Here is a 12212-nt window from a genome sequence, read left to right as displayed (position 1 = left end):
GAAAAAATGTAGGGAAGTGGTGTTTTTGCGAAGGGAATTATCGTGGGTTTTTATTGGCATTTCATTGATCATCATTATTGTGCTATTTTTTTCCTCATCGCAGACATATGAACAGCAATCGTTAGTATCGAATTTAGATAAAATATTGGCCGGAAAGCCATTTGAAAAGCAGTTATCCGCGATTTCCTTTTACTATGCGGGTTCTGAAATAAGTATTGCAGCGAAGGGTTATAGCTCTTTTGTGGAGTTCTTTATTCGAAAAGGCGCGCATTTCTTTTCTTACGCGGTGCTCGGATTTAGTTTATTCGTAGGTTTAAGTGCTTGGTTAAAAAGAAAATGGCTTACTTTGGCGCTTAGTGCGGGGATTCCGTTATTTTATGCTTCGTTTGACGAGTTTCACCAAATGTTAACGGGTGGTAGAACGCCACTTGTGCAAGATGTGATGCTTGATTTTACAGGCGCGTTAGTCGGTTTAGGAATTGCCTATTTTATTATGAACAACATACGAAAACGAGATGTCATCTGAGGCATCTTCTTTTTTTGCTAAACAAGACACTAACTTTACTCGTTTTTTTATGGTATGATATGTACATAAAAATGATAAAGGTGACGTTATGAATTATAAGATAAAAACGGATAGTGAAGAACAGACGCGCGCGATTGCTCGGCAGATTGGGAAGCGTTTGGTGGCTCGCGATGTGATTCTTTTAGAAGGCGATTTAGGCGCAGGAAAAACAACTTTTACAAAAGGGCTGGCAGAAGGGCTTGAAATTCCGCAGATGGTGAAAAGTCCGACGTTTACGATTGTTCGTGAGTATACGAAAGGCCGTTTGCCGCTGTATCATATGGATGTGTACCGGTTGGAAGATGCGGACGATGATTTGGGCTTGGAGGAATATTTTCAAGGCAGTGGTGTATCAGTTGTGGAATGGGCGCATTTTATTGCTGCGGATTTGCCGAAAGAATACATACGTGTGACGTTGAAACATGTATCGGAACATGTTCGGGAAATGGAAGTGGAGCCTGTTGGCAAGCGTTATGAAACAATGTGTTCGGAGGTTTTTGGGAAATGATAATTCTTGGTATTGATACGTCTAATGACACGTTGGGCGTTAGTTTGTGGCGCGATCAGGTGGTCGTTGGTGAATTCATCACGAACTTGAAAAAAAATCATAGCATACGACTCTTGCCGGCGATTGCGGACCTGATGAAAACGTGTGATATCACACCGCAAGATTTGGCGAAAATCGCTGTGGCAGAAGGTCCAGGGTCGTACACGGGCTTGCGAATCGGTGTTACTGTCGCTAAAACAATGGCGTGGGATTTAAAAATTCCGTTAGTCGGCGTATCGAGTTTAGAGCTGATGGCGCAGAACGGGCGCTTTTTTGACGGGCTTGTGGTGCCGATAATGGATGCGCGTCGTGGAAATGTATATGCGGGTGTGTATGAGGCGCAGGGCGAGACGATGGTCGCGAAAAAGGCGGATGGGCATCATGCTTTTGCCGATTTGCTTCAAACATTGGCGCCGCTAAATGAACGAATTTTATTCATCGGAGACGCTGTCACAGCTTTTGCAACAGAAGCGAAGGGGATTCTTGGGGATCGGGCTATTTTTGCGAAAGAAGCGTTGCGTTATCCACGACCAGCTTTTCTTGGTGAGCTAGCCAGTGAGGCGCATGGTGTTGAGGCACATAGTTTTGTACCGAAGTATTTGAAATTGGCGGAAGCAGAAAGCAAGTGGCTTGAGGCGAATCGAGATGTGTGACATCACGTTTAGACAAGCGAATGGTGCGGATATTAAGCAATTGTTGCGAATCGAGACCGCTGTTTTCACATCCCCGTGGAGTGAAGAGGCGTTTCGCAGTGAATTTTACACGAATGCCTACGCGTATTATATTGTGGCTGAAAAAGCTGGCGAAGTCATTGGCTATGCGGGTGTTTGGATGATTCTTGATGAAGGACATATTACAAACATCGCGATTTACCCAGACGAGCAAGGGCATGGTTACGGCAAAGCAATGATGCAAGAATTACTGCGCATCGCCGAAGAAAAGGCAGTGCGGCGGTTAACGTTAGAAGTCCGAGTGACGAACAATCGGGCACAACAAATGTACAAAAAATTTGGATTTAAGGACGGCGCGATTCGGAAAAAATATTATCCGGATAATGGCGAGGACGCGCTGGTGATGTGGGTGGAGCTATGAAAAAAGAAACATTAATACTCGGCATCGAGTCGAGCTGTGATGAAACGGCGGTTTCTGTCGTACGAAGTGGCAAAGAGATGTTATCCAATGTGGTAGCATCACAAATCGAGAGTCATAAACGGTTTGGCGGTGTCGTGCCAGAAATCGCGTCGCGTCATCACGTCGAACAAATCACAATCGTATTAGAAGAAGCACTCGAACAAGCTGGCGTCACGATGGCAGATATCGATGCTATCGCAGTAACAGAAGGACCAGGGCTCGTAGGCGCATTATTAATCGGCGTCAATGCAGCGAAAACATTAGCATTCATTCATAATAAGCCATTAATCGGTGTGCATCATATTGCGGGTCACATTTATGCGAATCGCTTTGAAACAGAAATGCAGTTTCCGTTATTGTCCCTCGTCGTGAGCGGCGGTCATACCGAACTTGTCGTCATGCGAGAACATGGCCGTTTTGACATTATTGGCGAAACGCGTGATGACGCAGCCGGCGAGGCTTACGATAAAGTAGCGCGAACACTTGGCCTCACGTATCCAGGCGGCGTTCAAATCGACAAATTGGCGGCAACAGGCGAAGACAGTTTCCATTTCCCGCGCGCAATGCTGGATGATGCGAGTTACGATTTTAGTTTTAGCGGATTGAAGTCCTCGTTTATCAACACTGTACACAACCTCCGGCAAAAAGAGATGGCGCTAAACGAGGCAGATTTAGCAGCAAGTTTTCAAGCAAGCGTTGTAGATGTACTTGTAGCGAAAACGATTCGGGCTGCAAAAGAGTACGATGTGAAGCAATTACTTCTAGCAGGAGGCGTCGCAGCCAATCGCGGGTTAAGAGAACGGTTAACAGAACAAGTCGCATCAGAGCTTCCCGATATAACATTGATTATTCCACCGCTATCTTTATGTGGTGACAACGCAGCGATGATTGCAGCCGCAGGAACGATTATGTATGAACAAGGCATTTTCAGCGATTTAGCGATGAATGCTAATCCAGGCCTGTTATTTGAGGACACTTATGGCGCATAATACGAGTATATTTCTAGTCTTATGAATTTAGATTAGGAATATGCTCGTTTTTTTAGGGTATTGGTGGTATAATACGATGCAAAGAAATTTTTTTGGGGGGGGTGCGTGACTGGTGGAGAAAAAGAATAAAATAAGGTTGGGGCTTGCAATAGGGACATTAGGTATTGTGTATGGCGATATTGGAACGTCTCCGTTGTATGTTATGAAGTCGATTGTTGCAAGTAATGGTGGCTTAAACCATGTTTCGGAAGATTATATTATTGGCTCATTATCACTAATTTTTTGGACATTGACACTTCTTACAACAATTAAATACGTCATCATCGCCTTGCGCGCTGATAATCATGGCGAAGGTGGGATTTTCTCACTTTATGCTTTAGTTCGTAAACGTGGTAAATGGTTGATTATACCTGCGATGATAGGTGGCGCGGCTTTGCTTGCTGACGGTGTCTTGACGCCGGCTGTGACTGTTACTTCCGCTATTGAAGGACTTGAGGAGATTCCAGCTTTTGAGACATTGTTTACAGGTAACACGACTTTGATTGTCATGATTGTTATCACCATTTTGAGCTGTATTTTCTTCATGCAACGCTATGGTACGATGTTTATTGGGCGAATTTTTGGCCCAACAATGCTAATTTGGTTTTCCGCTTTGGGTATTTTAGGGATTATTAATATTTTAGGAGACTTATCGATTTTCCGCGCATTTTCACCATATTATGCTGTGGAGTTACTTTTTAGTGATCAAAATAAGGCAGGATTTCTTATCCTTGGTAGTGTTTTCCTAGCAACGACAGGGGCCGAGGCTTTATATTCTGATTTAGGCCATGTTGGTCGCAAAAATATTTATATTACATGGCCGTTTGTAAAAGTGTGTTTAATACTTAACTATTTTGGACAAGGTGCTTGGATTTTATCGCTCAAAAAAATCGATGATCCGTTTGTTAATCCGTTTTTCCAAAGTATGCCAGAACCGTTTATTATGTATGGCGTTCTTATCGCCACACTGGCAGCAATTATCGCCTCACAATCATTAATCACCGGAGCTTATACGCTAGTTTCGGAAGCCATTGCGCTTAACCTTTTACCAAGATTAAGCATTCGCTATCCATCTGAAACAAAAGGGCAAGTCTATATTCCAGCTGTCACCAGTGTGCTCTGGATTGCTTGCTTAGGGGTAGTGCTGTACTTCCAAGATTCTAGTCATATGGAGGCTGCATACGGACTCTCCATCACAGTGACCATGCTTATGACGACGATATTACTATTCCAATTCCTATTGCAAAAAGGCTTTTCTGTTATTACGACAACCGCAATTTTAATGACATTTGGCGTACTTGAGCTCGCATTCTTTATCTCTAGTGCTGCTAAATTCATGCATGGTGGTTTTGTCGCAGTAATCCTTGCAGTAATTATCATGGCACTCATGTACATTTGGTTTACTGGTTACTATATCAAGTCGAAGCTCGTTAAAAGCGTGCCAATCAAGAAGTTCATTCCGAGTCTTACAAAATTAAAAGACGATGGCGCTTATCCTAAATTCGCGCATAATCTGGTCTATTTAACGAGTAATAGAAATCCAGCACGAGTGGAACACGCAGTCATGGCATCGATTTTGGATAAGCGTCCTAAACGCGCCGATGTTTATTGGTTTGTCAATGTGCAAGTCGTAGATGGACCTCACACCGCCTATTATACTGTCGAGAACTTTGACACAGATTTTGTCATTCGCGTCCAATTAAAATTAGGTTTCCGCGTTGAACAAGATATCAACGTATTCCTACATCAAATCGCCAAAGACCTCATCAGCAAAGGGAAATTAGCTCAGCAGAAACGAAAATATTCGACGGCGACTAATCGTACGCTCGGTGATTTCTGCTTCGTACTCGTTCGAGATGAGCTAAGCACAGAAGCCGATTTAACGAACTGGCAACGTTCGATTATGAAAATGAAGCTGTTAATCAAACGCTTTACAACATCGCCAGAAAGTTGGTTTGGGCTAGAATATAGCGACGTCCAACTCGAAAATGTACCGCTTTATTTATCGAAGAAGAAAACAAGAAAGATTCGTGAAGTAAACTAAAAAATACCGCAAAACCTGAAACCCGTCAAGGTCAGATTTTGCGGTATTTTTGTTATGATTACACGGTTTGTTCGTGTAGTGTTGTGACTGGGAAACGTTTGTTTTTGCGAATGGTTAGCGTTAGGATAAGCAGGGCATTGAAAAGTACGATTAAGCCTACTAAAATCCATGCACTCACTACAAAAAGATGATTTCCAAGGCCTGATGAAATCGCTTGGCGGAAGCCGTAAACCGTGTGTGTCATTGGTAGATATGGATTGATTGCGTTGAAGAAGCCGTCTGTTAATGGCATTGGGAACGTTCCTCCGCTGGCACCAAGTTGTAGAACAAGGATGACCATCGCGATAAAGCGTCCTGGATTGCCGAGCGCTGTTGCTAAAAGCATTACGAGATACATAAATGTGAGAGACGTCAAGATCGAAATCAAGAAGAAATCTCCCATGTGTGCGACATCTAAACCAAGTGCTAACATCACAAAATCAAGAATTAATGCTTGCAAAATAGCAGCGACAAACCCGATAGAGAATTTACTTAACCACCATGAAACGCCAGATGTTGGTGTCATGGATGGACGGCGAATTGGGAAGATAAAGTTGAACACAAGTGCGCCAACGTAAAGACCAAGAGATAAGACGTAAGGTGCTAAACCGTGACCGTAGTTTGGTACATTGCTTAGTTTTTCTTCGGTTAGTTTTGTTGGTTGGGCAATCATGTCGTATGTTTGTGAAGATGGATTGATGTCACCAACTTGTTTGGCACCGTCTTGTAATTTCGTTGCGAGTTCGTTTGTACCGTCGTTCAATGTTAGCAAACCGTTGCTTAGTGTTGTGGAACCAGCAGCTAGTTTTTGAGAGCCATCTACGAGTGTTGGAACTTTCGCTGTCAGTTGGTTCGTTCCGTCCGCTAGCGCGCCTGATCCGGCTAGTAGGGCTGGATTGTTTTGTGTTAGTTTGGAAGCGCCGTTGATTGCTTGGCCGACACCGCTATTTACTTGGTTCACGCCATTTGTGTAAGCTGTTAAGCCGCTGTTTAGGCTGTTCGAACCGTCTGCGAGTTGGGAAACACCGCTTGTAAGTGCTGGAATGTTGGCGCTTAGTTGTGATGTTCCGGCTACTAGTTGGTTGCTTCCTTTCGTCACTTGTGCAAGGCCTGCAGTTAGTTGATTAGAGCCATCGAGTAAGCCATTGTTCATTGTTAAACCAGTACGAACAGCTGTAAAACCGTTGACTGCTTGGTCTGCTGCTGGTAACAAGATGCCTGCTTTATTGTTTAATTCGCCAATCGCGGCTTTTAGTGTGCCGATGTTGTCTGCCATTGGTTTTAATTGTGTTTGTAATGTCGTAGCAGTTGTTGTCAAACTTTTTCCTAGTTGTGAGGCGATTTGTGCTTGTTCGCCTGCTTGTTTTGTCAGTTCGGTTTGCAATGCGCCTGCGATTTCTTGCTGTTCTGCAGGTGTTAGCTTTTTAAAAGCGGCTGTGTTTGTAATCGCGGCTGTCGTGTTTTTGCCGTTGTTTTGAATCGTTCCGCCGAGCGCTTTAATGGCTGTGGACATGTTTTCCATCTCGGTTGTGATGGTTTTCATTGTAGCGCTAGCATCGGAATTGCCAAGTTTACTGTTGATTTGGGCAATACCGCTTTGCATTGCTTTTAGGCCGTTGGAAAGTTGCGTGATATCTTCGTTGGATGGTAGGCCGTTGTTCATTTTTTGTAAGCCGGCATTTAGTTTTTGGCTACCGGTTTGTAGTTGTTTGAGGCCATCGTTTAATTGTTGTTGGCCGTTGTTTAGTTCAGGAACTTTAGCGGCTAGTGTCTCCGTGCTGTTGTTTAGCGTATTCAGACCGTCGGCAAGTTTCATGCTACCTGCTACGAGTTCAGATGATTTGCCTGCTAATTGACTCGTTCCTGATTGCAAGTCGCCTAAACCAGCTTGTAGTTGGCTCGTTCCAGCGGTGTATTGGGATAGGGCAGCGTTTAGTTTGACTGCACCATTATCTAATTTTGTGACACCATTCGCTAATTCTGGCGTGCTACTAGCCAAGTTGTTCAGCTGTTTTGTTAGTTCTTTGCTGCCATCTTTTAGTTTTATAGTACCCTCATCTAATTTCTTCGAGCCATCTGCGGCCGTTTGGAAGCCATCGCCAACTTTAGAAATTTGTGAGAAAATCGCTTTGGCGTAGCTCTCTGTTACTTTTTTGGAAATTTTAGCATTGACTGCTGATGCGCCTTGTCCTGTGACAACTTCACCGATGTAATTCTGCGCTGGGTTGATTTCATAGGAAAGATTCATTTTTTTAGGCGTGTCATCAAGAACGGTAGATGCGTTTTTGGAAAAGTCTTTCGGGATTGTGATGACCATGTAATAGTCACCGTTTTCGAGACCTTTTTGTGCTGCTTTTGCGTCGATGAAATTCCAGTCCAGGTCATCGTTTTTCTTTAGTTCTTTGACAAGTTCGTTCCCGACATCGAGCTTCTCGCCTTCATAACTCGCGGCTTGGTCTTCATTGACGACCGCAACAGGAAGGGCGTTAGTTTTGCCATAAGGGTCCCAGACGGATTTTAGAAAAACACCGCCGTATAAGATTGGGATAAATAAAATGACGATTGTCGAAACGAGCAAGATTTTGTTATTTAATAGCCGTTTCCATTCTTGTTTTAACATGTTCATAAAAAAATCACTCTTTCTTGTTTTGATTGCTTAGGTTCGTTATGTTCCAGTTCAGAACTGGTATTTCTGACTGCTCCATCGTGCGTTTGAGTAGGTCTGCGGCTGTTTGTTTGGCTAAGTAATCGCGAAGTAAGCTATTGGCGCCGTTAAAGACGTCATGCAGCACTGCTTCCCCTTTAGAAGTGTGCACACCATCGCGGAAAACTTTGTTGATCAACCCTGTGTCCGGATAAATTGAAATTTCGCCTTCCATGGACTCGACGACTTCCAAAAGTGTGATTTGCTCTGGGCTTTTCGCTAAGGAAAAACCACCGTTATTGCCTGGTACAGAACGAATAATATTCTGGACAACGAGCTTACGCATGATTTTCTTTAAGTACGAAGGCGATACTTGTAAATGTTCGCTAATCGTGTCGGATGCGAGCGGATTATGATTATCTTGCGTCGATAGCAAAACAATGATACAAATCGCTTGTTCTACGCCTTTGGTCAATTGCATGAGATTCACCTCGATTTCATTGTGGATATTATTTATCCCTGATTAAGCGTGAAGAAAAGGCTTTTCATCGTGGATAAAAAAAGTCTATAATTGAATTTACACCCATTTGCGAAAAAAAGCAAGTGTTTTTTCCTAAGTATGCGCTTACGTTTTTGAAAAAATCATTTACGTGAAAATAAACCTTGATGTAGCAGGGCTTTTAATGTAACATAGATGAGAAAACGTAGTTCGAAACCATCCTACGTAAAAAAACTAAGGGAGTAGTTATAAAATGAAAATAAAAACGTTGACAATCAATGCGATTGTTGCGGCGCTTTATGTTGTCGTGACGTTGGTTGTGGCGCCTTTTGGATTTACGAATATACAATTTCGCTTGTCTGAAATGTTTAACCACTTAATCGTGTTTGATAAGAAGTATTTTTTTGGAATTGTGGTAGGTGTGTTGATTGCGAATTTCTTTTCACCGCTCGGATGGTATGATTTAGTGTTTGGCGTCGGGCAATCGGCTATTTCACTCTTAATCGTTATTTTACTGAGTAAGTATGTGAAGAACGTGAAGATACGAATGGTGCTTACAACACTTGTATTCTCGGCAACGATGTTTATTATTGCATGGGAACTTGCGTTAGTGGCTTCCTTACCATTTTTCTACACATGGTTGACACTGGCTATCAGCGAATGCATCGTTTTAGCAGTAGGTGCGCCAATTATGTACTATATCAATAAACGCATCGATTTCAAGAAAATTATTAATTAACAAGCAAAAAAGCATGATGACATACCATTGAGGTGGCTGTTATCATGCTTTTTATGATCCACTTAATTTTTCGATGAACCAATCTTTTTGTTCTTGAATCAACGTGTCTAGCTGATTACTCATCTTTTCAGTCGATGTAGCTTCGATATAATTGGTTTTTATATCATTCGCCGTATCTTTCACACTTGGTTGTGTGAGTAGGATGCTGGCGCCTAGTGCAATGACGAAACATAAGAGCCCAAATCCAATTTTCTTTTTCAAGGTGATTTCATCCTTCCTGTAGCTGTTGATACTTCTATTCTACAGGATTAAGGTGAAGCGAAAATGAAAATAATGAGAGAGTTTTCTAATAATGACTTCTTCTTGGTGATGTGATGGATGTTTCTGCAAACTTTGGCATGACTTTGTGCTTGGGCTTAGCCGCTGTTTTTATCGTAATGGGGTACGTTGTTGTTGTACCTGATTTGGTTGTTATGGTAAGTAAAAATGTATTGGTTTCTTGTAAAAGGGAGACCGTGATTTCTTGGTCTTGCACGTAATCTTTCGTTTTGATAGTTGTCACATCGTTGTGCAGGCTGATTTTAGAGGCTTCATCTGTGGTGAACGTGATGGAAGCGCTGTGTCCAGAAACCACGATATAAGGGTTAGCTGCAGTATAATCATCTATTTCAAACATATCAACAAAGGCATCAGCATTTAAGCTAGAAGTCGTCGGGCTAGCAGTGGCCGCCTGAACAGGAATATGTATACTAGTCGAAAAGAATAAAATAAATAAAAGTACTTTAAAAAAAGAATTTCTCATACGTCACTACCACCTTTCTAACTTTAAGTATAAACACAAGAAATGAACAAATTATGAACAAAAGAAGAAGTTTTGTGTCATGATGAAATGATACATGAAAAATAGAAATAAGGGTAGAAAAATGCTCGGAAGGCTTGCAAGATATCAGAGGATAAAGCTTTATTTTTCAGGGGTTTTCAAGTATGATAAAAAGAAAAAGAGGAGGCGTTTTTATGGAGCTTGATAATTTGGCGCAGAAATTGCCTGAGGAGATTAAGAAAGTCTGGCGACAGACGTATTTCATTACGATTGGGATTTTCTTAGTAGTCTCTATCGGTCTTAGTATATTGTTTCGTGCAATAGATATTTCTTTTTGGTGGAGTTTGATTGGTTATGCTGTTACTGCACTTTATTTTGTGTTGACGTTGTTTGTAATCGTGCCGTTTCGTTGGGCGCGTTGGAGTTATCAGATTAGGCACGATGAGATAGAGATTCAGCATGGCATTATTTTTAGAAGTCGGGTATTGATTCCGATGATTCGTGTGCAACATGTAGAAACGGAGCAAGGACCGCTTTTACGTCGTCAAAAGTTAGTTCGGGTATCGATTTCAACGGCTGCAACGGTGCATCATATTGAGGCTGTTCGTGCGCAAGAGTCTGATACGCTGCGGCATCATATTTTAGAACTGGTAAAGGTGGCGAAGGAAGATGTATGAGGATAGACGACTGCATCCGATTGCACTTATTAAGGAATTAATTGTTAGCGTTCGCCAGAGTATTATTCCGATTGCAGTGGTTATTTTTACTCTGTTTCGTAATTTTAGCGGGAAGGGGATTTTGTCTTGGTGGATGTATCCGTTGCTTGTTATTGCGCTTATTATTTTGCTGCTCGCCCCTGCTTTGATTAAGTATTTTACATATCGCTATCGCATGGATGATAAGGGAATCCGAGTGAAATATGGGCTGTTTTTTAAGAAAAATATCTTCATTCCGTATGAACGGATTCAGACTGTGCAGCAGAAGCAGTGGTTTTTTTACATGCCTTTTCATGTCGTGCAGATTTTAATTGAAACTGCTGGTGGGGGGAAAGCGGAAGCCGATTTGAGTGCCGTGCCAGCGAGTGTCGCGCAAGAATTGAAAGATTTACGTGCGGGCAAAATTGCGGAATTAGCGGAGGAAGATGCTCCTTTGCAAGAATCGGCTGATGCGGTTGTGGAAGAAAAAAATGAGGAGAAGCCGTTGTTCACATTTGGCTTAGAGACAAAAGAGTTATTGCTGATGGCAGTTACGTCGGGCGGTGTCTTTGGGGCTTTCTTGGTTATTTTAGCAATTGGACAGCAGTTTCGGGATTTGATTCCAGATGATTTTGTTGAAGAGCAGTTTAAGATGTTGATTCGATTTGGGATTGTGATTCTTATTCTAATCGCTGTCTTGGTTATTCTTGTTTTATGGGGTATTTCGATTGTGACGACATTATTTAAATACTTCCAATTTAAGCTGATGCGTTTTGAAGATCATCTTGTTGTTGAGAAAGGATTATTGCAGCGTCAACATACATCCATTTCTTTGGAACGGATTCAGTCGATTAAATTTATTGAATCACCGCTACGTCAAATGTTAAAACTGGCTACGGTGCGAGTGGTGACGGCTGGGAGCTCTGGGGATGAGAAGAATTCAGGAGACATTGTGATTTTGCCCATCGTGAAGAAAGCGAAGGCTTTGGAAGTCTTGCCGCAAATTTTGGAGGGGTATACTTTTCCGATGGAGCATTTGGAGCGTGTGCCGAAGTCAAGTTTACGGCGGTTCTTCTTTATTAATACGATTTGGGCAATTCCGGTGATTCTGATTCTGGGCATTTTATTTTTCCCATGGGGACTGTTTAGTCTATTGCTGTTGCCACTTCTTGGATGGCGAGCGATTGCGGAATATCGAGCGACAGGTTTTTATGCTACGGATACAGAGCTTGTTTTGCGAGGACGACCGTTTATTGCTAGAAGGACAGATTTCATGTTGAAGCAGCGCGTGCAGTCAGCGAAGCGTTCCCAGAGTATTTGGATGCGTAAGGGAAATGTGGCGCATTTTTCCGTGTTATTAAAATCAGGACAGACGCATTTAGAGTCGTCTGTTCGTTATATGGGAAGTGCGGATGCGAACCGGCTGTATCATTGGTATCAGCCGTCGAAGAGATAAGTCTA

Annotated in this window: 13 protein-coding genes and 1 riboswitch; of the genes, 9 read left to right on the top strand and 4 right to left on the bottom strand. The window is 42.5% G+C overall.

Annotation, left to right across the window (positions count from 1 at the left end; all coding sequences use genetic code 11):
- The first annotated feature begins 19 nt into the window (after positions 1–19).
- The 6 genes from PRIP_RS05055 to PRIP_RS05030 all read left to right on the top strand — a co-directional run bounded on the left by PRIP_RS05055 (position 20) and on the right by PRIP_RS05030 (position 5315).
- Positions 20–526, top strand: coding sequence for a VanZ family protein (locus PRIP_RS05055; protein WP_149023761.1), 507 nt, complete (start codon positions 20–22; stop codon positions 524–526).
- 88 nt (positions 527–614) lie between these two features.
- Positions 615–1073 carry a tRNA (adenosine(37)-N6)-threonylcarbamoyltransferase complex ATPase subunit type 1 TsaE gene (tsaE, locus tag PRIP_RS05050; RefSeq protein WP_036099907.1) on the top strand — a complete coding sequence of 153 codons (459 nt, stop codon included), beginning with the start codon at positions 615–617 and terminating at the stop codon, positions 1071–1073.
- Positions 1073–1765: a tRNA (adenosine(37)-N6)-threonylcarbamoyltransferase complex dimerization subunit type 1 TsaB gene (tsaB, locus tag PRIP_RS05045; protein WP_036100477.1), complete on the top strand. Its 693-nt coding sequence runs from the start codon at positions 1073–1075 to the stop codon at positions 1763–1765. The genes tsaE and tsaB overlap by 1 nt, the downstream gene beginning before the upstream one ends.
- Positions 1758–2204, top strand: a complete 447-nt coding sequence (gene rimI, locus PRIP_RS05040) for a ribosomal protein S18-alanine N-acetyltransferase (RefSeq protein ID WP_036099906.1) — start codon at positions 1758–1760, stop codon at positions 2202–2204. Before tsaB ends, rimI begins: the two co-directional genes overlap by 8 nt.
- Positions 2201–3232, top strand: a complete 1032-nt coding sequence (tsaD, locus tag PRIP_RS05035; RefSeq protein ID WP_036099904.1) for a tRNA (adenosine(37)-N6)-threonylcarbamoyltransferase complex transferase subunit TsaD — start codon at positions 2201–2203, stop codon at positions 3230–3232. Before rimI ends, tsaD begins: the two co-directional genes overlap by 4 nt.
- 112 nt (positions 3233–3344) lie before the next feature.
- The gene (locus PRIP_RS05030; protein ID WP_036099903.1) at positions 3345–5315 is read left to right on the top strand and encodes a KUP/HAK/KT family potassium transporter; all 1971 of its coding nucleotides are present in this window, start codon (positions 3345–3347) and stop codon (positions 5313–5315) included.
- 58 nt (positions 5316–5373) lie between these two features.
- On the opposite strand, the gene PRIP_RS05025 is transcribed toward PRIP_RS05030, so the two are convergent.
- Both PRIP_RS05025 and PRIP_RS05020 read right to left on the bottom strand, forming a co-directional pair.
- Positions 5374–7980 (bottom strand): YhgE/Pip domain-containing protein, encoded by a 2607-nt coding sequence (locus PRIP_RS05025; RefSeq protein ID WP_036099901.1) that lies wholly within the window; start codon positions 7978–7980, stop codon positions 5374–5376.
- Between the two features lie 7 nt (positions 7981–7987).
- Positions 7988–8479: an RrF2 family transcriptional regulator gene (locus PRIP_RS05020; RefSeq protein ID WP_036099899.1), complete on the bottom strand. Its 492-nt coding sequence runs from the start codon at positions 8477–8479 to the stop codon at positions 7988–7990.
- A gap of 217 nt (positions 8480–8696) precedes the next feature.
- A riboswitch (PreQ1 riboswitch) is annotated at positions 8697–8741 on the top strand.
- A 9-nt stretch (positions 8742–8750) separates the two neighbouring features.
- Here PRIP_RS05020 and PRIP_RS05015 point away from each other — a divergent pair.
- On the top strand, positions 8751–9236 hold the full coding sequence (locus PRIP_RS05015; RefSeq protein ID WP_036099898.1) for a QueT transporter family protein: 486 nt from the start codon (positions 8751–8753) through the stop codon (positions 9234–9236).
- Between the two features lie 51 nt (positions 9237–9287).
- Here the strand turns inward: PRIP_RS05015 and PRIP_RS05010 are convergent, their stop codons facing one another.
- Together PRIP_RS05010 and PRIP_RS05005 are read right to left on the bottom strand one after the other, a co-directional pair.
- Positions 9288–9497 carry a hypothetical protein gene (locus PRIP_RS05010; protein WP_036099896.1) on the bottom strand — a complete coding sequence of 70 codons (210 nt, stop codon included), beginning with the start codon at positions 9495–9497 and terminating at the stop codon, positions 9288–9290.
- Positions 9498–9582: 85 nt separating this feature from the next.
- Positions 9583–10038: a hypothetical protein gene (locus tag PRIP_RS05005; RefSeq protein WP_036099895.1), complete on the bottom strand. Its 456-nt coding sequence runs from the start codon at positions 10036–10038 to the stop codon at positions 9583–9585.
- A gap of 212 nt (positions 10039–10250) precedes the next feature.
- Here PRIP_RS05005 and PRIP_RS05000 point away from each other — a divergent pair, with 212 nt between their 5' ends.
- Both PRIP_RS05000 and PRIP_RS04995 read left to right on the top strand, forming a co-directional pair.
- Positions 10251–10733: a PH domain-containing protein gene (locus tag PRIP_RS05000; protein ID WP_036099894.1), complete on the top strand. Its 483-nt coding sequence runs from the start codon at positions 10251–10253 to the stop codon at positions 10731–10733.
- Positions 10726–12207: a PH domain-containing protein gene (locus PRIP_RS04995; RefSeq protein ID WP_036099893.1), complete on the top strand. Its 1482-nt coding sequence runs from the start codon at positions 10726–10728 to the stop codon at positions 12205–12207. The genes PRIP_RS05000 and PRIP_RS04995 overlap by 8 nt, the downstream gene beginning before the upstream one ends.
- Positions 12208–12212 lie beyond the last annotated feature (5 nt).

The organism is Paenilisteria riparia FSL S10-1204, assembly GCF_000525995.1.
In the GTDB taxonomy this organism is placed as follows: Bacteria; Bacillota; Bacilli; order Lactobacillales; family Listeriaceae; genus Listeria_A; species Listeria_A riparia.
This window is presented reverse-complemented; position numbering and strand designations above follow the sequence as displayed.

Excerpts from the sequence above, each read along its gene's own strand:
- PRIP_RS05005 (WP_036099895.1), bottom strand. The coding sequence starts at position 10,038 with ATGAGAAATTCTTTTTTTAAAGTACTTTTATTTATTTTATTCTTTTCG.
- PRIP_RS05015 (WP_036099898.1), top strand. The coding sequence starts at position 8,751 with ATGAAAATAAAAACGTTGACAATCAATGCGATTGTTGCGGCGCTTTAT.
- tsaE (WP_036099907.1), top strand. The coding sequence starts at position 615 with ATGAATTATAAGATAAAAACGGATAGTGAAGAACAGACGCGCGCGATT.
- rimI (WP_036099906.1), top strand. The coding sequence starts at position 1,758 with ATGTGTGACATCACGTTTAGACAAGCGAATGGTGCGGATATTAAGCAA.
- PRIP_RS05020 (WP_036099899.1), bottom strand. The coding sequence starts at position 8,479 with ATGCAATTGACCAAAGGCGTAGAACAAGCGATTTGTATCATTGTTTTG.
- PRIP_RS04995 (WP_036099893.1), top strand. The coding sequence starts at position 10,726 with ATGTATGAGGATAGACGACTGCATCCGATTGCACTTATTAAGGAATTA.
- tsaD (WP_036099904.1), top strand. The coding sequence starts at position 2,201 with ATGAAAAAAGAAACATTAATACTCGGCATCGAGTCGAGCTGTGATGAA.
- PRIP_RS05000 (WP_036099894.1), top strand. The coding sequence starts at position 10,251 with ATGGAGCTTGATAATTTGGCGCAGAAATTGCCTGAGGAGATTAAGAAA.
- PRIP_RS05025 (WP_036099901.1), bottom strand. The coding sequence starts at position 7,980 with ATGAACATGTTAAAACAAGAATGGAAACGGCTATTAAATAACAAAATC.